Annotated in this window: 1 protein-coding gene; it reads right to left on the minus strand. The window is 48.0% G+C overall.

The genetic code is table 11. The features are described 5' to 3' along the window. A partial coding sequence (locus AMA01_RS13445) for a glycoside hydrolase family 2 TIM barrel-domain containing protein (RefSeq protein ID WP_156468471.1) occupies positions 1-1,078 on the minus strand: 1,078 nt, incomplete at both ends.

Genomic DNA, 1,078 nt, shown 5'->3' on the forward strand with positions numbered 1-1,078 from the left:
AAAAGGCTCATTTCATATATTGTGCCTCGCAACAAATCGAATTTAACGACGAACGAATCGTCATAGATGCGCAAATCTCTGCGCGTTCCTACAACTTCAAACGTTCCATCCAATCGACATATGTTAATGTTTACATTCTGTCGAACGCCCTCAATATAGTCGCTAAAGCTCGCAACTTCGTGGAACGCTGACGCATAGTCGGTTGGATAACGCAAACAAAACCTTAAAGTGAGAGTCAAACACCTATCTCGGTGCCGAGTAAGGATTTCGGCACACGGCAACCTGATTTCTGCAGTTTCCCTGGGGGGCACTGGCTCTAGTTCGAGCATTCCGCCGGCTAACACTGACTGTTCATCCTGAAGTGACCACTCCGCTACGAGATGATCGAGACTGAGAAAATCATAGCGGTTCTGTAACTTAATGATCCCTGATAACCGATCGAACTCAAGAACTCGTATCGGCTCAATTGCTTTCTTGTACTCGACAAGCCCCGGTGACGGAGTTCGATCAGGAAATAACAGTCCGTCAATGACGAAATTTAAGTCGTTCGGAACATCTCCAAAATCACCGCCATACGCGAAGTACGGTCTGCCATCTGGTGTATGGGCCTGGATCCCGTGATCAATCCACTCCCACACAAACCCTCCCTGTAACCTTCGCTGTTGATAAAATAGCTCAACGTACTCCTTAAAACCGCCTGGTCCGTTCCCCATCGCATGGGCAAACTCGCACAATATATGAGGTTTAGGAAGGTCCAGTTGCCCAAGCCTGCTCAATTCATCAACGGGCGTGTACATTGTGCTGTACACATCCATCACGCCGTGTTTTAGATCAGAACCAAGCTCTAGCAGCCTTCGTGTTTCACCTTCGTAGTGAATGGGTCTTGTTGGATCTATGGTTCTTGACCGTTCTGCCATGGCTCTATGGTTGCGACCATACCCTGATTCATTACCAAGAGACCACATAATCACACATGCATGGTTGCGATCACGGTAGATCATCCGCTCCAGGCGATCGACATACGCCTTTTCCAACTGCGGATCATCACTCAATTGATCCCAGTTCCCTGTCAATGCAA

It is taken from the genome of Alicyclobacillus mali NBRC 102425 (assembly GCF_001570745.1).
Taxonomy (GTDB): domain Bacteria; phylum Bacillota; class Bacilli; order Alicyclobacillales; family Alicyclobacillaceae; genus Alicyclobacillus; species Alicyclobacillus mali.